The 19,752-nt window shown below is 60.4% G+C and carries 19 protein-coding genes; 10 read left to right on the plus strand and 9 right to left on the minus strand.

The features are described from left to right. Nucleotides 1-5 precede the first annotated feature (5 nt). Both QA646_RS06985 and QA646_RS06990 read left to right on the plus strand, forming a co-directional pair. Complete coding sequence (locus tag QA646_RS06985; RefSeq protein WP_283058311.1) at nucleotides 6-1,367, plus strand: HlyD family type I secretion periplasmic adaptor subunit; 1,362 nt, start codon at nucleotides 6-8, stop codon at nucleotides 1,365-1,367. 36 nt (nucleotides 1,368-1,403) lie between these two features. Then, nucleotides 1,404-1,895, plus strand: a complete 492-nt coding sequence (locus QA646_RS06990) for a hypothetical protein (protein WP_283058312.1) — start codon at nucleotides 1,404-1,406, stop codon at nucleotides 1,893-1,895. A gap of 13 nt (nucleotides 1,896-1,908) precedes the next feature. On the opposite strand, the gene QA646_RS06995 is transcribed toward QA646_RS06990, so the two are convergent. After that, nucleotides 1,909-2,190: a hypothetical protein gene (locus tag QA646_RS06995; RefSeq protein ID WP_283058313.1), complete on the minus strand. Its 282-nt coding sequence runs from the start codon at nucleotides 2,188-2,190 to the stop codon at nucleotides 1,909-1,911. Between the two features lie 180 nt (nucleotides 2,191-2,370). Between QA646_RS06995 and QA646_RS07000 the strand changes: the two genes are divergently transcribed. The 5 genes from QA646_RS07000 to glp are packed head-to-tail and all read left to right on the plus strand — an operon-like array spanning nucleotide 2,371 to nucleotide 7,859. Then, the gene (locus QA646_RS07000; protein WP_283058314.1) at nucleotides 2,371-4,263 is read left to right on the plus strand and encodes a peptidylprolyl isomerase; all 1,893 of its coding nucleotides are present in this window, start codon (nucleotides 2,371-2,373) and stop codon (nucleotides 4,261-4,263) included. A gap of 25 nt (nucleotides 4,264-4,288) precedes the next feature. After that, nucleotides 4,289-5,305, plus strand: coding sequence for an anthranilate phosphoribosyltransferase (gene trpD / locus QA646_RS07005; protein ID WP_283058315.1), 1,017 nt, complete (start codon nucleotides 4,289-4,291; stop codon nucleotides 5,303-5,305). Between the two features lie 12 nt (nucleotides 5,306-5,317). Further along, nucleotides 5,318-6,133, plus strand: a complete 816-nt coding sequence (trpC, locus tag QA646_RS07010; RefSeq protein WP_283058317.1) for an indole-3-glycerol phosphate synthase TrpC — start codon at nucleotides 5,318-5,320, stop codon at nucleotides 6,131-6,133. Nucleotide 6,134: 1 nt separating this feature from the next. Continuing rightward, complete coding sequence (moaC, locus tag QA646_RS07015; RefSeq protein ID WP_283058318.1) at nucleotides 6,135-6,629, plus strand: cyclic pyranopterin monophosphate synthase MoaC; 495 nt, start codon at nucleotides 6,135-6,137, stop codon at nucleotides 6,627-6,629. A 3-nt stretch (nucleotides 6,630-6,632) separates the two neighbouring features. Beyond that, a complete protein-coding gene (gene glp / locus QA646_RS07020; protein ID WP_283058319.1) occupies nucleotides 6,633-7,859 on the plus strand; it encodes a gephyrin-like molybdotransferase Glp in 1,227 nt (408 codons plus the stop codon). Nucleotides 7,860-7,924: 65 nt separating this feature from the next. Here glp and gnd read toward each other — a convergent pair whose 3' ends face one another. Further along, entirely contained in the window at nucleotides 7,925-8,950 is a 1,026-nt protein-coding gene (gnd, locus tag QA646_RS07025; RefSeq protein WP_283058320.1) for a phosphogluconate dehydrogenase (NAD(+)-dependent, decarboxylating), read from the minus strand. A 392-nt stretch (nucleotides 8,951-9,342) separates the two neighbouring features. Further along, nucleotides 9,343-10,476 (minus strand): citrate synthase, encoded by a 1,134-nt coding sequence (locus QA646_RS07030; protein ID WP_283058322.1) that lies wholly within the window; start codon nucleotides 10,474-10,476, stop codon nucleotides 9,343-9,345. A gap of 84 nt (nucleotides 10,477-10,560) precedes the next feature. On the opposite strand from QA646_RS07030, the gene QA646_RS07035 reads away from it, so the two are divergent. Beyond that, the gene (locus QA646_RS07035) at nucleotides 10,561-11,649 is read left to right on the plus strand and encodes a citrate synthase/methylcitrate synthase (protein ID WP_283058323.1); all 1,089 of its coding nucleotides are present in this window, start codon (nucleotides 10,561-10,563) and stop codon (nucleotides 11,647-11,649) included. A gap of 29 nt (nucleotides 11,650-11,678) precedes the next feature. Here the strand turns inward: QA646_RS07035 and QA646_RS07040 are convergent, their stop codons facing one another. Then, complete coding sequence (locus QA646_RS07040; protein ID WP_283058324.1) at nucleotides 11,679-12,554, minus strand: LysR family transcriptional regulator; 876 nt, start codon at nucleotides 12,552-12,554, stop codon at nucleotides 11,679-11,681. Nucleotides 12,555-12,655: 101 nt separating this feature from the next. On the opposite strand from QA646_RS07040, the gene QA646_RS07045 reads away from it, so the two are divergent. Next, a complete protein-coding gene (locus QA646_RS07045) occupies nucleotides 12,656-13,255 on the plus strand; it encodes a LysE family translocator (protein ID WP_283058325.1) in 600 nt (199 codons plus the stop codon). Between the two features lie 254 nt (nucleotides 13,256-13,509). Next, nucleotides 13,510-15,408 carry an adenylate/guanylate cyclase domain-containing protein gene (locus QA646_RS07050; RefSeq protein WP_283058326.1) on the plus strand — a complete coding sequence of 633 codons (1,899 nt, stop codon included), beginning with the start codon at nucleotides 13,510-13,512 and terminating at the stop codon, nucleotides 15,406-15,408. 19 nt (nucleotides 15,409-15,427) lie between these two features. Here QA646_RS07050 and QA646_RS07055 read toward each other — a convergent pair whose 3' ends face one another. The 5 genes from QA646_RS07055 to QA646_RS07075 form a co-directional block, all read right to left on the minus strand. After that, the gene (locus tag QA646_RS07055; RefSeq protein ID WP_283058327.1) at nucleotides 15,428-17,287 is read right to left on the minus strand and encodes an adenylate/guanylate cyclase domain-containing protein; all 1,860 of its coding nucleotides are present in this window, start codon (nucleotides 17,285-17,287) and stop codon (nucleotides 15,428-15,430) included. A gap of 12 nt (nucleotides 17,288-17,299) precedes the next feature. Next, entirely contained in the window at nucleotides 17,300-17,827 is a 528-nt protein-coding gene (locus QA646_RS07060) for a FecR domain-containing protein (protein WP_283058328.1), read from the minus strand. 85 nt (nucleotides 17,828-17,912) lie between these two features. Then, on the minus strand, nucleotides 17,913-18,959 hold the full coding sequence (locus QA646_RS07065; protein ID WP_283058329.1) for a HoxN/HupN/NixA family nickel/cobalt transporter: 1,047 nt from the start codon (nucleotides 18,957-18,959) through the stop codon (nucleotides 17,913-17,915). Nucleotides 18,960-19,062: 103 nt separating this feature from the next. Beyond that, nucleotides 19,063-19,398 carry a type II toxin-antitoxin system RelE/ParE family toxin gene (locus tag QA646_RS07070; RefSeq protein WP_349254260.1) on the minus strand — a complete coding sequence of 112 codons (336 nt, stop codon included), beginning with the start codon at nucleotides 19,396-19,398 and terminating at the stop codon, nucleotides 19,063-19,065. A 13-nt stretch (nucleotides 19,399-19,411) separates the two neighbouring features. Beyond that, nucleotides 19,412-19,666 carry a transcriptional regulator gene (locus QA646_RS07075; RefSeq protein WP_283058331.1) on the minus strand — a complete coding sequence of 85 codons (255 nt, stop codon included), beginning with the start codon at nucleotides 19,664-19,666 and terminating at the stop codon, nucleotides 19,412-19,414. Nucleotides 19,667-19,752: the final 86 nt, after the last annotated feature.

The following is a 19,752-nucleotide window of genomic DNA, read 5'->3' on the forward strand; positions in this document are numbered from 1 at the left end:
GCGCCATGTTCGGGAGAAGCAAAGGCAAAAAGAAAGAGGAGAACGAAACCGGCCAAATCGAATGGTACAGCGAAGTGCCGCGATCCATCAGGCTCTATAGCGTCTCGGGTCTGGCGATCCTGTTCGCTTCTTTCGGCGGTTTTGGCTATTGGGCCGCGACCGCGCCGATCGCCTCGGCCGTCATCGCTCAAGGCAGCTTCGTCGCCACCGGCAATAACAAGATCATTCAGCATCTCGAGGGCGGCATCATCAAAGAGCTGATGGTGAGCGAAGGACAGGTCGTGCAGGAGGGCGATATCCTGCTAACCCTTGATCCGACGGCGGCTCTTGCCAATGATCGGGCGCTGAAGCTGAGACGGCTGCGGCTGGAAACGGTGGTTGCCCGCTTGCGGGCCGAGGCCCAGGGCAACGAAGAATTCAAGGTGCCGGATATCGTCACGGCGGAGGCCGACGATCCCGATGTGACCGCGCTCATCCAGAGCCAGGTTGTCGTCTTCCACAGCAAACAATCCAAACTGCAGGAGCAGCTCAACCTTATCGAAAAGAACATCCGCTCGCTCGAATATCGCACCCAGGGATATCAGGGCCAACGAGAGGCGTTCGTAACGCAGCTCAAACTTTTGACCGATGAACAGGAGTCGAAAGAAAAGCTTGCGAATGCCGGCGTCGTCAGGCGTTCCGACCTTCTGGCCGTGCAGCGCGCGGTCGCCGAGGCCATGGGCGATCTTGCGCGCATCGATTCAGAGTTGAACGAAAACGAAGCCCAAGTCGCCAAATATCGCCAGGAGGCAATCATTGCCATCAACGCCAACAAGCAGGCGGCGCTCGACTCATTGGAAACTGCCGAATCCGATCTCGACAGCGTGCGCGAGCAGGTGCGCGAGGCCGCTGGCGTGCTCGATCGCACCGTCATTCGTTCACCGGTCAGCGGCACGGTCATCCGCTCCTACTATCATACGGCTGGTGGTGTCATCACGACGGGCAAGCCGATCATGGAGATATTGCCGAACAACGTGCCGTTGATCATCGAGGCACAGGTGCTGCGCACCTCGATCGATCAGTTGCGTGAAGGCGAATCCGCCTCTATCCGCCTGTCGTCGCTCAACCGGCGTACGACGCCGGTTCTGAACGGTAAGGTATTCTACGTCTCGGCCGACTCGATCGAGGATAATTCCGGTTCGACGCAGCGCGATGTCTATGTTGTCCGCGTCCAGATCCCGAGCGAGGAGATCAAACGCATTCCAGGGTTCAAGCCCGTACCCGGCATGCCCGCGGATGTTTTGATCAAGACGTCCGAACGCACCTTTTTCGAATACCTCTCCAAGCCGGTGGTCGACAGCATGTCGCGCGCCTTCAGGGAGCGATGAAAAAGCTTGAATTTTGGCTGAGCACAGGACCGCGCCATGCCTGCAATGTCCGATATTCTGCTTCGCGTCGGCCGCTTGAACTATGTCTGGACCAATACGGAAAGCCTTCTGATCTACATCATCGCGCATCTGCTGAGGGTGGAGAAGGACGCAGCCATCATCGTCTTCCTGACACTGAACACGACGCGCGCGCGCATCGATTTGGTCGAGCGTCTGGCGAAACTATCCTCGACGCCTGCGGAGGATAGCCGCGCGGTCCTGGAGTTGATGGGCCGCCTGAAACGGGAATCGAAGATGCGCAACAAATACAATCACTGCATCTATTCCTTCGACGAAAACGGCGACATCTCCAGCACGCAACTCATGCGTCTGGTGGAAGACGACCGGCACGTCAAATACGGCAAAGTCGAGCAACTGGATCTACGCGAAATCGAAAGGCTGGAGAGTTCGATCAAGGAGATCGTGGAGATCAGCAAGGCGCTTTGGGCCTTCATCCGCGCCAGCCCAAGTTTTCACGACGAGCTTTAGATCAGGCTTTAATCTAGCGACGGCTGAGAAGCCCGATCAGATAACCGATGCCGGCGGCCGCCGCGACCATGAAGATCGGCTCCTGGCGAACTCTTTCGCGCAGTTGATCGGTTAATTCCTGAGCCTCCTCGGTAACGACTGACTTTGCGCCCTGCCCGACTGCGGCCATGCTGCGCGAGAGTTTCGTCAGATCCTCCCGAAGTGCAGCGATCTGCAAATTAAGGTCTTCGACGGCGGTGTCAGCCTGTGCCTGTGCTGCGGCAGATTGGGCGGAAGCGGTTTTCGTTTCGGCCATCGTCGGCTCCTCTGTTTCCCTCAGCCTTCAACGTCGATCCCTGGCAAAGGTTCCGGGTCAGCAGCATCAAGCCCGGTGATTTCCGTAGTGGCTCTTCAATTCCGGTTCGGATTGTTCTAAGGAACTCCGATTGCTTCGCCCGCGGGCGAAGATGCTATTCATGACGAGGTTTGCCTTCCGATGTTCGATGTGTTGAGAAAAATCGCCCAGACCTGGGTTGCCAAGGGCTTGATGCTTATTCTGGCGGCGGCCTTCGGCATATGGGGGGTCGAGCGTTCGCTCATCAGCGGCAGCGGCAGCAATACCGTTGTCACGGTCGGCGATCAGCAGATCGGCACCAATGAATTCCGCCTCGCCTATCGTCGCCAGATCCAGGCGATCAGCCAGCAACTGCGCATGCAGATCACGCCAGAGCAGGCGCGCGCCTTTGGCATCGGACAGCAGACTGTCGCGCAACTTGTTGCCGGCGCTTCGCTCGACCAGCTTGCCAGCGATATGAATCTCGGCCTCTCGCAGGATCGTCTCGCCCAGCTTATCGGCGACGATCCGGCGTTCAAGGCACCGAACGGCGGCTTCGACCGACAGAAATTCGAGAACTTGCTGCGCAACAGCAGCATCAATCCCGACGATTATATCAAGGAGCGCAGCAAGGTTGCGATCCGCAGTCAGATCGTCGAAGCGGTCTCCAACGGTTTCACCGCGCCGAAGGTTCTGGTGGATGCCGTCAAGCAATATCATGATGAAAACCGCAGTATCGATTATCTGCTGTTGACCAATGCCAATATCGACCCCATCAAGGCTCCGGCGGAGGACGTGCTGTCGAAATGGTTCAATGGTGTCAAGTCGAAGTATCGCGCGCCCGAATACCGCAAGTTCGCCTATGTGACGCTGCAGGCCGAGGATGTCGCCAATCCCGCAAGCGTGACCGATGATGCGGTTCGCGCCGAATTCGAGAAGCGCAAGGACAGCTTCACGACGCCGGCAACGCGCACGATCGAGCAGCTTACTTTCGCCAACAAGGACCTAGCCAACGCTGCGGCCGAAGCGCTGAAGACGGGCTCGACCTTTGATCAGTTGGTCGCCGATCAGGGCAAGAAACCCTCCGACGTGCTGCTCGGCACCTTCACCAAGGATCAGGTTCCGGATCAGACGATCGCGCAGGCTGCTTTTGCCGTAACGAAGGAAGGCGGCACAACGCCCGTCGTCGACGGTTCATTCGGTCCGGTGATCTTGCGTGTGACCAATGTCAAGGCGGAGACGGCGAAGAGCTTCGACGAAGTCAAGGAAGACATTCGCAAGCAGCTTGCGCTCAACAATGCCACCGATGAAATCACCAGTGCTCACGACAAGTTCGAAGATTTGCGCGGCTCCGGCGCGTCGCTGCAGGAGGCCGCACAGCAACTGAAACTCAAGATGGTGACCGTCGATTCGGTCGACGCTACCGGCCTCGACAAAGCCGGCAACGAAGTCAAAGACTTGCCGGCCAAGCAGCAATTGTTGGCCGAAGTCTTCAAGGCGGATCAGGGCAGCAATACCGCGCCAGTGACCATCGGCAACGATGGCTACGTTTGGTACGATGTGCTGAATATCACGCCTGAGCGCGATCGCTCCCTTTCGGAGGTGCACGACAAGGCCGTTGCCGACTGGACTGCCGAACAGCAAAAGGTCGCGCTCGCCGCTAAGGCAGTCGAGCTGAAGCAGGAAGCGCAGAAGGGCAAGTCGCTTGCAGACCTCGCCGCGCCGCTCGGCATTGCGGTCGAAAACAAGTCGAATATGACGCGCACGACGGACGATCCCGTTCTCGGTCGTGGCGGCGTCGCTGCCGCCTTCTCCGGCCCGGTCGACACGGTTGCCAATGCGGTCGGCGCCGACGACACCACGCAGATCCTCTTGAAGGTGACCGAGGTCAACGACAATCCGACGACGGACGCGCTGAACAATGCCGATCAGCAGGCGGCTCAGATCGCCAACGCTGCCGGCGACGACATTCTCGACCAGATGGTCAGCGACCTGCAATCCAAATACAGCGTCACGGTCAACCAGAGCCTCGCCGAACAGGCGACGTCTCGCTAGGCCCGGTCGGGAGGATCGATAGCCGATGGCTGAATTGAAACCTTTCCTCGCCAAGGTTGCCAATCGCGAGGCGCTGACACGGGATGAAGCCCGCCAGGCATTCGAGATCCTGATGTCGGGCGAAGCTACTCCTTCGCAGATCGGCGCTTTCCTGATGGCGCTGCGCGTGCGCGGCGAGACGGTCGATGAAATCGTCGGCGCGGTTACGACGATGCGCGCCAAGATGCTGCCGGTGGAAGCACCGGCGAATGCGATCGACATTGTCGGTACCGGCGGTGACGGCGTCGGCACCTACAATATCTCCACGCTCGCCGCCTTCATCGTGGCGGGCGCGGGTGTGCCGGTCGCCAAGCACGGCAATCGCGCCCAAAGTTCCAAGGCCGGCACGGCCGATACGCAATCCGTGCTGGGCATTAAGCTCGATATTGGTCCAGAGGTGATTGCGCGTTGCATTCGCGAAGCCGGCATCGGCTTCATGTTTGCTCAATTGCATCATGCCTCGATGCGCCATGTCGGCCCATCGCGCGTCGAGCTTGGCACGCGCACGATCTTCAACCTGCTGGGGCCGCTATCGAATCCTGCCGGCGCGCGTCGGCAACTGCTCGGCGTCTTCGCGCCGCAATGGGTCGTGCCGCTCGCCGAGGTGCTGAGGGATCTGAATGCCGAAAGCGTCTGGGTCGTGCATGGCAACGGTTTGGACGAAATTACCACGACCGGTACGACCTCGGTGGCAGCACTTGAAAACGGCAAGATCCGTACCTTCGAGCTGACACCTGCCGATTTCGGCCTGCCGCATGCCTCGCTCGAAGATCTCAAGGGTGGCGACGGCACCGTCAATGCGGCAGCGCTGCGTGACGTGCTCAGCGGTGCGAAGAACGCCTATCGCGATATTTCGCTCGCCAATGCCGCGGCATCCCTGGTGATTGCGGGCAAGGCGGAAACGCTTCATGATGGCATGAAGCTTGCAGCTCAGTCGCTCGATAGTGGCGCGACCGCCGCTGCGTTGGAAAAGCTGATCGCCGTCTCCAACGTCGAAGAATAGGATTAGGACATCATGACCGATATCCTCCAGAAGATCGAAGCATATAAGCGCGAAGAGATCGCCGCCGCCAAGGCCAAGGTCTCGCTTGCCGATCTCAAGGCGATGCAAGCCGGCCAGACCGCGCCACGCGGCTTCCATAAGGCATTGGTCGCCAAGAGGGACGCGGGTGCCTTCGGCCTGATCGCCGAGATCAAGAAGGCGAGCCCGTCCAAAGGGCTCATTCGCCCCGATTTCGATCCGCCTGCTTTGGCCAAGGCGTATGAGACGGGCGGTGCTGCCTGTCTCTCCGTGCTGACGGACAGCCCGAGCTTCCAGGGCGCACCGGAATTCCTGACCGCCGCTCGCGCCGCTTGCTCCCTGCCGGCCTTGCGCAAGGATTTCATGTTCGAAACCTATCAGGTGCACGAGGCTCGTGCCTGGGGTGCAGACTGCATTCTGCTGATTATGGCCTCGCTCTCCGACAGTGACGCCGAGCGCCTCCAGGATGAGGCCTTCGGCCTCGGTATGGATGTGCTGGTCGAAGTGCACAATGCCGCGGAGATGGAGCGGGCATTGAAGCTGTCTTCGCCGCTCGTCGGCATTAATAACCGCAATCTACGCACCTTCGAGGTCAGCCTGGCGGTGAGCGAAACCCTGTCTGCCATGGTTCCCGAAGGTCGGCTGTTGGTCGGCGAAAGCGGTATTTTCACTAATGCCGACTGCAAGCGTCTCGAGACGGTAGGCATCACCACTTTCCTCGTCGGCGAAAGCCTGATGCGCAAGGACGACGTTGCGGCTGCAACACATGCGCTGCTCACGGGTGAAACCGGCGTTCTGGCGGCTGAGTGAAATGAGCGCGGAGAAAGCCGTTCTTACCCATATCGGCGCCTCCGGCGAGGCCCATATGGTCGATGTCGGCGACAAGGCCGAAACGACCCGCATCGCCACCGCCGAAGGCCATGTGAAAATGAAGCCGGAGACGCTGGCGCTGATCCGTGAAGGCAATGCCAAGAAAGGCGACGTCATCGGCACAGCGAGGCTCGCGGGCATCATGGCCGCCAAGCAGACCGCCAATCTCATCCCGCTCTGCCACCCGCTTATGCTGACCAAGGTCACGGTCGATATTGCCGAAGACGCTGCCCTGCCCGGCCTGCGCGTCACTGCCACGGCAAAGCTCACCGGCCGCACAGGCGTTGAGATGGAGGCGCTGACGGCAGTGTCCGTTGCCTGCCTGACGATCTACGACATGGCCAAAGCCGCTGATCGGACGATGGAAATTAGCGGTGTCAGGCTATTGCAGAAGTCCGGTGGAAAATCCGGCGATTTCCGTCACCCCGAGGCCTGACGCATGAGCCTTTTACCCGTTGCCGACGCTCAAGAACGCCTGCTGAATAGGGCAACGCCGCTCCATCGCGTGGAAAGCGTGTCGCTCGACATGGCTGAAGGCCGGGTTCTGTCCAAAGACCTCAAAGCTCGCCTCACGCAGCCTCCCTTTGACGCCTCTGCGATGGACGGCTACGCCCTCCGTTTCGAGGATGCCTCCGAACCGGGAGCGGAATTGACCGTGATTGGTACTTCCCCCGCAGGTCACGCCTTCGAGGGTACGGTCGGCAAGGGCGAGGCAGTGCGCATCTTCACCGGTGCGCCGGTTCCGGCCGGAGCTGATACGGTGTTGCTGCAGGAAGACGCGGAACGGCTCGAGGACGGCCGCATCCGCACGACCTATCCTTTGCGCAAGGGGCAGCATATCCGCCCGCGGGGCCAGGATTTTGTCGAAGGCGAAACGGTGCTTCCGGCGGGTACGGTGATGGATTTCTCACGGCTGACGGTTGCCGCCGCCATGAATCACCCCGCACTCGATGTCTACCGCCGCCCATTGGTCGCGATCCTCGCGACAGGCGACGAGCTGGTGACGCCCGGCAGCGAGCCCGGCCCCTCGCAGATTATCGCATCCAACACATTCGGCATTGCCGCTCTTGCCCGCAGCGCCGGCGCTCATGTGCTCGATCTCGGCATCGTCCCCGATGACAAGGCTGAAATCACCGCCGCGATCGGCCGCGCGCAGGTGGCGAAGGCCGATGTTATCGTCACGCTCGGGGGCGCCTCGGTCGGCGATCACGACCTGGTGCAGGCAACGATGCTCGCAGCCGGCATGCAGCTCGATTTCTGGCGCATCGCCATGCGGCCCGGCAAGCCGCTGATGGTTGGCAGTCTCGGCGAAACCCATGTTCTCGGATTACCCGGCAATCCGGTTTCCAGTCTCGTCTGCGGCCTGTTGTTCCTGGAACCGCTGATCCGCAAGCTCGCCTCGTTGCCGCCGGTGAAGCGTGAAGCCGTGGCTCGGACTGCCGTAACGCTCGCCGCTAACGATCAGCGCCAGGACTACATCCGGGCAACGCTGACCAGATCAGCGGATGGCGGCTGGCTTGCCGAGCCTTTTTCCAAGCAGGATTCTTCGATGATGAAGGTCTTTGCCCGCTCTGACTGCCTCATCATCCGCCCAGCGCGCGCGCCCGAGCTTGCTCCCGGCTTGCCTTGCCCTGTTCTGATGCTGCGCCCGGAGCTGCTGAGCTAACCGGATACGAAAATGCCGGGCGTTTTGACCCGTCCGGCATGAAATTCGTCAATCGAACGAGCGAATTACTTCGCCGGCTTCTCGTGGTGGCCGCCGAAACCTGCGCGCATGGCTGACAGCACCTTGTTGGCATAGTCGTCATTGCCGCGCGAGGCGAAACGGCCGTAGAGCGCGGCGCTGAGCACCGGCGTCGGCACGCCTTCATCGATCGCAGCCGAAATCGTCCAGCGGCCTTCGCCCGAATCCGAAACGCGGCCGGCATATTGCGAAAGGGCAGCGTCGCCATGCAGTGCATCGGCCGTGAGGTCGAGCAGCCAGGAGGTGATGACGCTGCCGCGGCGCCAGACTTCGCTGATCTCGGCGATATCGAGGTTGTACTGATAATATTGCGGATGCGACAGCGGCGCGGTTTCGGCGTCGGCTTCGGTGGTCTGCAGGCCGACATTGGCGTGACGCAGCACGTTGAAGCCTTCGGCATAAGCAGCCATCAGGCCGTATTCGATACCGTTATGAACCATCTTGACGAAGTGCCCGGCGCCGGACGGGCCGCAATGCAGGTAGCCCTGCTCGGCGGTGCTGACGCTTGCAGCCGCTTCGGAGCGCATCTTCGACGGAGCGACATCGCCAACGCCCGGAGCGAGCGTCGCGAAGATCGGCGAGAGGTGCTGAACCGTCGCCTTTTCGCCGCCGATCATCAGGCAATAGCCGCGCTGCAGGCCGAAAACGCCGCCGCTTGTGCCGACGTCGACATAGTGGATGCCTTTCGGCTTCAGCTCTTCGGAGCGGCGGATGTCGTCATGATAATAGGAATTGCCGCCGTCGATGACGATATCACCGTCTTCGAGCAGCGGGGCGATCTTGGCCAGCTCCTTGTCGACGATCGCAGCCGGCAGCATCAGCCAGACGGCGCGGGGACGGGAGAGCTTCGATACGAAATCTTCGAGCGACGTGCTACCGGTGGCGCCGAGCTGTTCAAGCGCCGAGATGCTTTCCGGACGCGCGTCGAAAACAACGGCGTTGTGGCCGCCATTCATCAGGCGCTGCACCATGTTGCTGCCCATACGGCCGAGGCCAATCATTCCGATTTGCATGTGTCAGTCTCCTGGGAGGGGTTTAATCGGTTTGAAAACTCCATAAAGACATTTCGCAAGCTTTGCCAATGAACAAATGACAGTCAAGTTATGCAGCCGCGCCAGACCAGGCAGAAAATGCCGCGCTCACGCATCTGTGAGATTATCGTCGCTGCCCTCGCCTTCGTGTTAGCGCGATCATGCCTGACTGGCTTGAACAGAAACAGTTATTTCGACGAAATTGTCAAAATTCGGCAACCCATTTTCGTAAGACGCATGGAGAGTTTAGGAGGATGCTTTTGTCCTTGATCCCGACGGACATAATATCGAGGCCGTTTGTCGCCTATCGGTGACTTAAGTCTAGCCGTGGAGTACTTGCCCGGATTGACTTTCGTGGCGCAGCTACTCGCCGGTCACTCCACCGGCGGACCGACGTAGCGTGCGCGTGGCCGGATGAGATGACCGCTCACGGATTGCTCCATGGCGTGCGCCAACCACCCGACGGTGCGGGCGAGCGCGAAGATGATCAGCGGCGCGTCCTGCGGCAGATGGTAGGTCGATGTCATCGCTGTCAGGGCGAAATCAACATTGACGCGTTCTCCAACCAGCTCTTCGGCCATCTTGCGAACGTCTGCGAACAAAGGCGGCAGCGTAAAGCAGGCAAGCAGAGCCTCGGCGCGCGCATCGCCGTCGGCGTACAGCGGGTGACCGACCGCCGATAGCGGCCGCCCTTCTGCGAGATAACTTCGGACCGCCTCCTCAGCGCCGATAGCCGCCGCCCGGTCCATTAGCGATCGCACGCCTTGCCATGCGCTGCCATGTAGCGGCCCGGTCAGTGTCGACAGGCCGGAAAGTGCGGCCGCCGATAGTGTCGCACCAGCAGACGCGGTAATCCGTGCCGTGAAGGTCGAGGCGTTGAGTTCATGGTCGGCTAAGAGCACGAGAGAGCGGCGAATAAGTTCGCCGGCATCCGGCCGGTTCCACGCTTCGGCCAGGCGCTGGTGCAGCGGCAGATGGGACAATCCGGGCGCCAGGGCATCGGCGACCGTGCCGAATACGCTTTCCGCGTCGCCTTGCAGCGCCGGCAGCGATCGCCCGAGCGATGGCAGGTCGGTTGTGGCGCGCTCGGCCAAAGCGGAAAAGGCGGCCATCAGCGTGGGTAGCCTGTTTTGGACGCCCTGCCCTTCCAGCCGCAAAGGCCGCTTCATCTCCCATAGAAGCAGCGCGATCTCCTCCAACGTCGCATGTTCAGCAAGATCAGCCGCATCCTGCCCGCGATAGAACAGCCGCCCATGCGAAATTGTCGACAACGCCGAAGGCAGCACTGGATCGCCCCACTGAATGGCATCGGCGGCCACGACTTCGGCTTTTCGGCGTCCCGCGTGTCGCGCGGCCAGCCGCTTGACGTCGTCGGTGAAATAAAGGCTTCGCCGCGTATCGCTCGGATCGGGCTTCGCACGGACGCGGCCACGGCTGACATTGGCATAAAGTGTCTGTGATTTGGTGCCCAGAAGGTTCAGTGCCTCCTCTGCCGTCAGCCAGCTCATGATTCCTCATATTGATCAATTGCATCAAGATTGACGTCAATAAAAATAGGACTGATCTAAGCGGATAGTCAAAGGAGAATAGTGATGAAAAGTGGTCTCGAAGATATCATTGCTGCCGAAACCAAGCTTTCCGATGTGGATGGCGCCGCCGGCCGGCTGATCATCCGCGGCGTATCGCTGGACGATCTTGTCGCGAGCAGCCGTTTTGAGGATGTCGCTGCGCTATTGCTGGACGGCTTGTTCGAGCAACATGCCGACGCCGCAAGCATCCGGACGCAATTGGGTATCGCGCGCGCAGAACTGTTCGCACATGTCAAAGCGGCAGACGCAGTATTGCTGGCCCTGCCGCCGGTGGAAGCCATGCGGGCGCTGCTCGCCCGTGTCGAAGACGGCGATGATTTTGCCACCGCCATCCGCCTGATGGCGGCGCCGGCAGTCTTCCTGCCTGCTGTGCTGCGTCTTCAGAATGGTGAAAAGCCGATCAAGCCGGACGCCTCTCTATCTCAATCCGCCGACATCCTGCGCATGCTGACGGGCAAGAGCCCCACGCCACAGCAGACGGCGGGCCTCGACGCCTATCTGGTGACGATCTCAGATCATGGATTGAATGCTTCCACCTTCGCCTCTCGCGTCATCGCCTCGACCCATGCCGGCCTGACGTCATCGGTGTTGGCTGCGATCAGCGCTCTTAAGGGACCGTTGCACGGCGGTGCACCCGGTCCGGTACTCGATATGTTGGATGCTGTCGGCGAGCCGGAGAATGCCCGCGCATGGCTGTCGCAGGCGCTTGATCACGGCGAGCGGCTGATGGGCTTCGGCCATCGCATTTACCGCGTTCGCGATCCCCGTGCCGATGCTCTGAAGACGGCGCTGCGGCCGATCTATGCGAGCGGTCAGGCCGATGCCGGCCGAATTGCGCTTGCCGAGGCAATCGAAGCCGCGGCTCTGGCGCTGTTGAAGGAGCGCAAGCCCGACCGCCCGTTGGAAACCAATGTCGAATATTATACCGCGCTGCTGCTCGATGCCCTCGGCTTTCCGCGCAACGCCTTCACCGGCGTCTTTGCGATCGGCCGCACGGTGGGCTGGATTGCCCATGCGCGTGAACAGATGCTCGATGGCCGCCTGATCCGCCCGCAGTCACGTTACGTCGGGCCTTTACCGAAGGCTGCCTAGCAGAAGCGGTTATCGGGCGGGATTGATCCTCAAGCGGCTGCGACCTGTCGTGGCCGCATCAGTCCCTCGCGGATATGGCGAGCGAGTTCCGTTGCCGGCGGCGTCGCTTCGCTTTTGGACAAATAGAGGCTGACGGAAAAGATCGGCAGATCCGGCAGACCATCGCCCGCGCCGAGAATATCGAGATCGGCTGGGACAGTGGAGGCAAGCCAAGCGGTGATCGCAAGGTCGGTGCGCACCGTTGCCGTCGTCGCCTCGATATTGCCGTTCTCGAAGACTGTGCGCCAGCGGCGCCCTTCGTCCCGCAGTGCTGCGAAGACCGATGGCCGGAACGCGCAGGTATCGGCCACCATCGAAATCGGCAGCGGGTTCTTTCGGTAAGCGCTGCCCGCTTTTGCACCGACCCAAACCAGCCGGTCGATGGTCAGGCATTCGCCCTTGGAGGTGCCGAGGGGCTCCTCGATGACGCCGAGATCGATCGCACCATTGTCGAGCGCCTGCATCAACTCGGGCGATGAGCCGCAGACCAGCGAAATCTCTACTTGCGGATGACGTTCCGCATAAGATCTGAGCACCGGCGCCAGAACGGTCCCGACGAGATCATGGGGCACGCCGAGCCGCACGCTTCCTTCGACAGTGGTTTCCGTCATGTCGGCCCAGATGTCGTCGTTGAGGATCAACAGCCGCCGGGCATTGCCGAGCAGTCGTTCGCCCGCATCCGTCAGCCGCAATCCGCGCTTTTCCCGTTCGAACAAGGCACAGCCGAACATGTCTTCCAGTCGCTTGATCTGCTGGCTCACGGCGCTCTGCGTCATGTGCAGCATATTGGCCGCAACCGTCATGCTGCCATGATCGGCAACGGCGGTAAAAGTTCTGATGAGGGCGATATCGAAGTTTCGAGCCATGTGAACATTATAAACGCTAATGCATTGATCCTTCAATATTCGTTTTTCTGATGGCAGCCATTCGCCTATGTCTTCACTGAAAAATGAAGATCGGCGCCCGCATGACTATCGAAGCCTTTTTACCCCTGATTCTTTTTGCGTTCGTCTCGACCATCACGCCGGGCGCCGCCACGACGCTTGCCACGGCCTCCGGCGCGCATTTCGGCTTTCGCCGGTCGATACCTGTCATGGCCGGTTGCGCCGTCGGTCTTGGCTCCATCGCTTGCGCCGCGGCGGCTGGACTGGGCGGCTTGCTCACGGCTCTGCCTGCACTGCAGATCACAATGAAGACGCTTGGCTCGCTCTACCTGATCTGGCTCGCCGTACGCATAGGCCGAAGCGGGCCGCCGCGTCTCGACGAGGACATGGCGAAGCCGACAAGCTTTGTCGCCGGTATCTGGATGCTCTGGTACAATCCGAAGGGCTGGGCGATGACGATCGGCGCAGCCGCTTCTTTTGCAGCGCTGGCTAGCAACCCCGCGACTCTCTCCATTTTGCTTGGTTCGACATTTTGCCTTGTCGCCGCATTTTCGCTGTCTATTTGGTGCGCCCTTGGGCAATTGCTCGGGCGTCTGTTGAAGACACCGTGGCAGTGGCGTGCGCTCAATTTTTTCCTCGCCTGCCTGCTTGTGATTTCCATCGTTCCCATGTGGCGCGGATAAAACTGAAAATGGCGCATATGCCGCGAATATGTGGGATTTTGCGTCGTTTGAGTTAGCGAAAATGGTGGAATTATAGCCCTTACCCCAAACGGACTAACCACAAAGACCGCTCGCTTCTTGGCCTGAATCGGTGCTATCTGCGCGCCCTAAATGTTTTCCAACTGCCACGGTGCAATATGGAACGCTACGCACGACATTGCGACAATATCGGCGTAAACTGCAGCCTTAGACCACAGGATGAATTCGGGGGGCACTTGGAGCGCCGACTGACTGCCATTCTTGCCGTCGACATCGTGGGCTACAGCCGCTTGATGGGAATGGACGAGGCCGGCACGCTGGCAGCGGTCAGGCAGCATCGCGCCGAAGTTTTGGACCCAAGGATCACCGAGCATAAGGGGCGGATCGTCAAGCACACCGGCGACGGCATGCTGGTCGAATTTTCCAGCGTCGTGAATGCGGTTGCCTGCGCTGCCGAAATCCAGCGGGATATGTTGACGCGGAACGAAAACGCACAGCAGGACCGCCGAATCGAACTGCGTATCGGCATCAATCTCGGCGACATCATTGTCGAAGACGGCGATATCTTTGGTGAGGGCGTCAATCTGGCGGCCCGCCTCGAAGCCATTGCCGAGCCGGGCGGCATCGCCGTCTCTGCCTCGGTGCGCGATCATGTCGGTTCGCGTCTCGGCGTTTCCTTCGAGGATCGTGGCGAGCATTCTCTGAAGAACATCGCCCACAGCGTCCGCGTTTATACCGTTTCTCTCAGTGCGCCGACGACCTCGACCGTCGTCGCGCTGCCGGCGCGGGATGGCCGTAAGCGGCTGCTCGCTATCCTGCCTTTCGTCAATATGAGTGACGATCAGGAGCAGGAATATTTCTCCGACGGGATTACCGAGGATCTGATTACCGATCTCTCGCAGATCTCGGGCCTCAACGTCGTCGCCCGCAACACGGTTTTCACCTACAAGGGCAAGTCGGTGAAGGTGAAGCAGATCGCGCAGGAGCTCGGCGCGGACTTCGTTCTGCAGGGCAGCGTCCGCAAGGCCGCCCAGCGCGTGCGCATCACCGGTCAGCTTATCGACGCCCGCAACGGCGCGCATCTTTGGGCCGGCCGTTTCGATCGCGACCTGACCGATATTTTCACCATCCAGGATGAGATCACCCACGCGATCGTCGACCAACTGAAGATCAAGCTACAACCGGAGGAGAAAAAGGCGATCGAGAGCGAGCCGACCGCCAACATCGAAGCCTATACCTACTATCTTCGGGGCCGGCAGTTTTCGCATGCCTGGACGCGGTCTTACCTGCTGCTGGCGCGGCGAATGTTCCTGAAGGCTGTCGAGCTGGATCCGGATTACGCCCGCGCCTATGCAGGCATAGCCGATTGCGACTCGGCGTTGAGGGATTGGAGCCCGCGCGAGTTCCCCCTGGAAAACATCATGGCGATGAGCGCCAAGGCGCTGAAACTCGATCCGGATTTGGCCGAAGCCTACGCTTCGCATGGCTTGGCCTTGCATCAGAGTGGTTTGAACGAGGAAGCAACGGCCGCCTTCGCCCGGGCCTTAGCGCTGCAGCCGAACCTTTATGAAGCGAATTTCCACTACGGCCGCTTCCTGTTCATGCATGGCCGGTTCGAGGAGGCCGTGCACTATTTCAAACGCGCAGCGACCATCCGCACCGACGACTATCTGTCCCCCGTGCATCTCATCAGCGCCTTCCGCTCGCTCGGAAAGACGAAGGAGCTGGAGTATTGGGCAAGGATCGGCATCGAGCGTGCGGAACGAGCGATTGATCTCAACCCGGAAAATTCAGGCCCTGCCCATCGCGGCGCCATCGCCCTCGCCCACCTCGGCGAGGCTGGGCGAGCCAGGGAGTGGGCGACGCGCGCCCTCACGATCGATCCGGACGACATCTGCGCTCAATATAATGTTGCCTGCGCCTATGCCGTGCTCGGCGATCGTGATGCGGCGCTGGACCTGCTGGAGAGATTGCTGCCGCTGAGCTCTGCCTATCAGGTGCTCTGGTTCAGCAATGATTCCGATCTGGATTCGCTGCGTGACTCGCCGCGTTTCCAGAAAATGTTCGAGAGGTTCAACGTTGGGCATGCCCCGGCAGAGGAAAAGGTATCCAGCGAAGACGAAGCTCTGTGTTAGAGCGCCGCACTTTTCGGGATCATGCTCGGCTGCGCCATAGCCAGACAGCCAGAGAGCCGGTGCGGCCACGCAGACTTGCTTCGATCGGGCCATCGAGCTTGCCTTCCGTATACGGTTCGCTATCGCGACCGGCCGACTGCAGCAGGTCGTTGCTGAACGCGATCTCGGCATGGTTGCGGGCGGCTACCTCCATAAGGCGGCTGGCGACATTGACGGTGTCGCCGGTGGCCGTGATCTGTTGGCGGCCGTGAACGCCGAGCCTGGAGGCGACAACGGTGCCGAAATGCGCGCCGAGCTTGAAGCCGATGCGAGAGGCGATGGCCTCCGGCAGCGTTCCAAACCAGCCTCTCATTCGATCGGCCAGACGAATGCAGCAGCATGCCGCATTGGCGGGATCGTCTCCCTTCGGCTGCGGCAGGCCGAACAGGATCATGGCGCCATCGCCCATGAAGCTGGTGATGGCACCGCCGCAGGCCGTCACTTCCTCGTCGACGAGATCGTAGAAACCGTTCAGCAGTTCGCGCACCGCCGTTGGGCCGATCGCTTCGCTGAGACCCGTGAAGCCATTGAGATCGATGAAAACCACGGCCGCTTCCTGGCGCACCGGTTCCGCCAGGAAGCCGGGATCGCGGGCAAGATGTTCGGCAAGGCCCGGCGCTTGAATGCGCTGCAGGAGTTCGCTTTGCTGCGCGAAATGCCTGGCCTGTTTACGACCGAGCCAGAGCTGCGCGGCCCCGAACAGCAGGGCCGGCGGCATTGCGGCTGCGATAGGCACGGCGGCACTCAGCCAGATGCCGTACTTGAAGGCGCTGATGTTGATGGACAGCCAGGCAAGGATGACGCAGAGCGCCATGACGAGGCCTATGGTGTTGCGCCGCCAGGCGAGCAGCCCGACGAGGACGACCGGCAGGCCTATGGCGAAGCCGAGATCAATGAGGCGCGCGCTGCGGTCGCGGACCAACCCGTCCCCGGCCATCAGATGCGTGATCGATGTCGAAATGACCTCGACGCCCGGTAGAACCGGATCGAATGGCGTCGGAAAAACATCGCCGCCCCCGGTCACGGTCGTGCCGATGACGACGATGTGGTTCCTGATCGCATCTTCCGGCAATTGCCCCGTCAGGGCCGCGCTGGCGCCGATGGTGCGGATGGTGCCGCGCGGACCATAGAAAGAGAGCGGCATGAGATAGCCGGTATCGGTATGCACCACCCGATCGCCGAGCTTGATGTGGTCGGAAATGACGGTCGCAGGCTCGCCGGTCGCTGCGGAAACGACCCGTAGCGAGAAGGACGGTTCGATCCGCTCGCCGCTGCGAAACAGCATGGGCACGAAACGCGGCGTCCCGGTCTTGTCGGTCTGGACATTGACGACGCCATAGCTCGCCGCCTGCGCAAATCGCTGCTGCGGCTCCAGGAATTGCAGGGCGCTCGGAACACGCGCAAGCGGCTCCTTGCTGTCGTCGGCGACACGCTGGCGACTTTCGGGAAAGATACCAGCGACGGCCAGCACCGCATTGGTTTGTCTCAGCGATTGAGCCAGCGCTGCATCATCGGCCTCCGCGCCGGGATCGACCAAAAGCATGTCGAGCCCGATCGCCTTCGGCTTCAAGGCGGCGATAGCATCGATGACTTTGGCAAGGGTGGCGCGAGGCAGCGGGTAGTGGCCGGCTTGACGCGACGCCTCATCATCGATGGCAATGATCGTAACGATGTCAGGCGGTTGCCGGCTGCCGCCGATCACATTCCTGAGATTGGTCAGCGTCGCCTCGGCACCGTCGACAAAAGGAATGTCACCCCGCAGATGGGCGATGCCGAGGCCAGCGCCCCAGACGGCAGTCAAGACGAGCGCTATCAGCGTCTGCAGCGGTGGTCTGCGCATGGAATCAGGATCTCACTGGCCGAGGCGGCCCATCAGCCCGTTAATGCGTGGTTGTCCCCAGTTGGTAACACGCAAGGGACCGCGGCTACGGTCGACGTCGACCCCCTGCCCGCGTCCAAGCGTGACGCCTTGTCCGGTCGAAACCTTGTTGACGGCGACGCGGCCGCGCAGCACCAGCACGGATGTCTTGCCGCGCGCCGCGTCGACCGCCCATCGTGTGCCGCGGACGGCAGCGATAGCCTGAGGCGTAACCACTTCGAACCCGCCTTTGATACGGTTGTTGTCGACATCGACCAGCGCCGCCTTGCTATTGAGCACGATACCATCCACATGGCCGTCGCGATTGCGATCGGCAAGCCGATAGCTCGCCCCGCGCTCGATGGTGATGCTGAGGCCCGGCTCGCAATTCAGCGTCTGGCGCTCAGCACTGACCGCCGACCGCAGTGAACAGCCGGCGGTTTGTGCAGAGGCCGAACCGGTCCCGACCATGCACAGTACTGCTACTCCCGCAGCGCCGAGAAAACGATTTGCCTGGGTCATGATTGTGCCCCCCGAAATATACTTGCGGCGGCGGGACGCTAAATTCCAGCCGCGGCAATATAAATCCGCGAGAAACGATGATGCGTCAGGAGCGGTTAATCTGCAAGTTGTCGTAGCCCTTGGCCTTATAGAGGATGGTCGAAACCATCCAGCTCAGCAGGAAGATGCCGACGACCGCAAAGCCGAAATTGGCGAGATTGTCATTGAGATCGCCGATAAAGCTCCACACGCCGCCTTCGAGGCCGAGCTTATCAGAGATCAACCCGAGCGCCTCTATGCCGCCGATGAAGATGGCAACCACAACCGAAGCCGCGGTGATCGTCAGATTGTACCAGAGCTTGCGCACCGGCTTGACGAAAGCCCATCCATAGGCGCCGGTCATCAATATGCTGTCGCTGGTGTCCATCAGCGACATGCCGGCGGTGAAGAGTGCCGGGAAGACGAGAATTGTCCAGAAAGACATGCCCTGCGCCGCCTGCGCCGCAGAAATGCCGAGCAGGCCGATTTCGGTCGCCGTATCGAAACCGAGACCGAAGAGAAAGCCGATAGGATACATGTGCCAGGACCGCCTCACCACCTTGAACATCGGCCGGAACACGCGCGCCAGGAAGCCACCACCCGCCAGCAAGGCATCGAGATCCTCCTCAACAATCCTCTCCCCCCTTCGCGCGCGATCAAAGGCCGACCATACGCCCTTGAGCACGAACAGGTTGGCGATGCCGATGAGAATCAGGAACGCGGCCGAGACCGCCGTGCCGATGACGCTGCCGATATCGTGGAAGGAATCGAGCTTGCTCTGCATCGCAGCAGCCGTCGCGGCAATGACAACGGACGCAAGCACCACGATTGTCGAATGCCCTAAAGAGAAGAAGAAGCCGACAGCATAGGGTTGCTTTCCTCCCTGCATCAGCTTGCGAACCACATTATCGATCGCCGCAATGTGGTCTGCGTCAAAGGCGTGTCTCAAGCCGAACATATAGGCGAGAAATGCAGTGCCCAGCAGCGACGGCCTATCGGCAAAAGCGGTCCATGCCCAAGCCCAGGTACCAACATTAAACGCAATCAGAACAATATAGGTGACGGCAATCTTGGTTTTCGACCGTTCCATCCGGTCGTCAAATGGATTGAGCATACTTTCGTTCCCATTATGCTGACCTGCAAAGTGCCACGGAAATGGGGGCCACGCGACAGTCAAATGACGTAGGGGGAGCTTTTTCGGTGTGGAAAACAAGCGGCTAGCGCCCGTCGATAATACTCGTCAGATCTTCCCTCAGCCTGACCGGCAAATCCATTCTTTCGTGCAGGATGCTCATCACGCCGATCTTGCCGCTCGGCAGCTCTCGAAAAAATATGTAATGCCGCTCGTACCGGCTCAAAAATATCGATGCCTCGGTATCGGCAGGCGCAACCAAATTTTTTGGTAGCCTGCGCCAAAGAGCTTTGGCTTTGGAAAGCTGCTCCAAGTGGGCATGGAGCCCTATGATATATTTATTTGCTTGGGGCTCGCCCCATCGCTCAGCGGTATCGATCCAGATGCGGTTTTGAGCTGCATCCGCACGAGAATAGAACAAATATCCGTGCATGCTAGCGCGATTGGTTGCGGCGGATTACATCTTCGGCGGAGACAGCGACAAATTCACTTTCGTCGGCCCGCAGCGCGGGCTCCAGCTCTTCCCGCAGCCATTCCCAGGCTTCGGCGCGTGATTCCAGATCGCGGCGAATAAGTGCCCGAATATATTCGCTGGCGTTTTCATAGAGACCGTTCTCGCCGATTTGCCGTTGAATGTGAGCCTGCAACTGGCCGCTCACCCGCACATGGATGCTGTTTTCCGATGCCATATCGCACTCCCGCCGTTTCTAACCGAAGGAAGCGTAGCACATAATGCCAATAATTGACACAGAATTTGGGAAAAGGCCGTTCCGCA

It is taken from the genome of Rhizobium sp. CB3090, assembly GCF_029714285.1.
Taxonomy (GTDB): Bacteria; Pseudomonadota; Alphaproteobacteria; order Rhizobiales; family Rhizobiaceae; genus Rhizobium.

Bases quoted from the DNA above. Each gene is read 5' to 3' on its own strand.
- moaC (WP_283058318.1), top strand. From the start codon at position 6,135: ATGAGCGCGGAGAAAGCCGTTCTTACCCATATCGGCGCCTCCGGCGAG.
- gnd (WP_283058320.1), bottom strand. From the start codon at position 8,950: ATGCAAATCGGAATGATTGGCCTCGGCCGTATGGGCAGCAACATGGTG.
- QA646_RS07035 (WP_283058323.1), top strand. From the start codon at position 10,561: ATGAAAAGTGGTCTCGAAGATATCATTGCTGCCGAAACCAAGCTTTCC.
- trpC (WP_283058317.1), top strand. From the start codon at position 5,318: ATGACCGATATCCTCCAGAAGATCGAAGCATATAAGCGCGAAGAGATC.
- QA646_RS06985 (WP_283058311.1), top strand. From the start codon at position 6: ATGTTCGGGAGAAGCAAAGGCAAAAAGAAAGAGGAGAACGAAACCGGC.
- glp (WP_283058319.1), top strand. From the start codon at position 6,633: ATGAGCCTTTTACCCGTTGCCGACGCTCAAGAACGCCTGCTGAATAGG.
- QA646_RS06995 (WP_283058313.1), bottom strand. From the start codon at position 2,190: ATGGCCGAAACGAAAACCGCTTCCGCCCAATCTGCCGCAGCACAGGCA.
- QA646_RS07045 (WP_283058325.1), top strand. From the start codon at position 12,656: ATGACTATCGAAGCCTTTTTACCCCTGATTCTTTTTGCGTTCGTCTCG.
- QA646_RS07040 (WP_283058324.1), bottom strand. From the start codon at position 12,554: ATGGCTCGAAACTTCGATATCGCCCTCATCAGAACTTTTACCGCCGTT.
- QA646_RS07030 (WP_283058322.1), bottom strand. From the start codon at position 10,476: ATGAGCTGGCTGACGGCAGAGGAGGCACTGAACCTTCTGGGCACCAAA.
- QA646_RS07065 (WP_283058329.1), bottom strand. From the start codon at position 18,959: ATGCTCAATCCATTTGACGACCGGATGGAACGGTCGAAAACCAAGATT.
- QA646_RS07000 (WP_283058314.1), top strand. From the start codon at position 2,371: ATGTTCGATGTGTTGAGAAAAATCGCCCAGACCTGGGTTGCCAAGGGC.
- QA646_RS06990 (WP_283058312.1), top strand. From the start codon at position 1,404: ATGCCTGCAATGTCCGATATTCTGCTTCGCGTCGGCCGCTTGAACTAT.
- QA646_RS07060 (WP_283058328.1), bottom strand. From the start codon at position 17,827: ATGACCCAGGCAAATCGTTTTCTCGGCGCTGCGGGAGTAGCAGTACTG.
- QA646_RS07055 (WP_283058327.1), bottom strand. From the start codon at position 17,287: ATGCGCAGACCACCGCTGCAGACGCTGATAGCGCTCGTCTTGACTGCC.
- trpD (WP_283058315.1), top strand. From the start codon at position 4,289: ATGGCTGAATTGAAACCTTTCCTCGCCAAGGTTGCCAATCGCGAGGCG.
- QA646_RS07075 (WP_283058331.1), bottom strand. From the start codon at position 19,666: ATGGCATCGGAAAACAGCATCCATGTGCGGGTGAGCGGCCAGTTGCAG.